At 38.9% G+C, this 489-nt stretch carries 1 protein-coding gene; it reads right to left on the bottom strand.

What is annotated here, in order from left to right:
• The coding region (locus tag BBI01_RS11565) for a DUF58 domain-containing protein (RefSeq protein WP_131799324.1) at positions 1-489 on the bottom strand (489 nt) is incomplete at both ends.

Here is a 489-nt window from a genome sequence, read left to right as displayed (position 1 = left end):
GTATTTACATTCATAAAACTGGCCGAACTGGTTGCAAAATCTTCTTCCAATGCTCTCAGCTTTTGTTTCTGTGCTTCTGCAAAAGTATATCTCCATCTGGCGCTGGAGGTATTGGCCCATATTTGTTTTCCTGTTTCTGCATCGTACAAGCGTATATATCCCACATCAGGAATTTCATTATCTTTTTCATCATATACCCTCATACCCAGCAGCTGATGTTTTTTGGAAGCAACTCTCAGCATCTTGGAATCATATTCATCTTCAAAATCTGAAAACAGGAAAACCAGAGATTTTCTTTTAAAGATTCCCATCATATATTCCAGCGCCTTATCTATTTTGGATTCTGCCGGAACATAATCTGCTGTCAAAATATTACTGATGATCGAAAGAATGTGCTTCCTCCCTTTTTGAGGTGGTATCACCTTATACACTTTATCGGCAAACAGGATCAATCCTACCTTATCGTTATTTCCTGCCGCCGAAAATCCA

This window comes from Chryseobacterium artocarpi (genome assembly GCF_001684975.1).
Classification (GTDB): domain Bacteria; phylum Bacteroidota; class Bacteroidia; order Flavobacteriales; family Weeksellaceae; genus Chryseobacterium; species Chryseobacterium artocarpi.
Note: the sequence above shows the minus strand (reverse complement) of the source record. Positions and strands in the feature narration are given on the sequence as shown.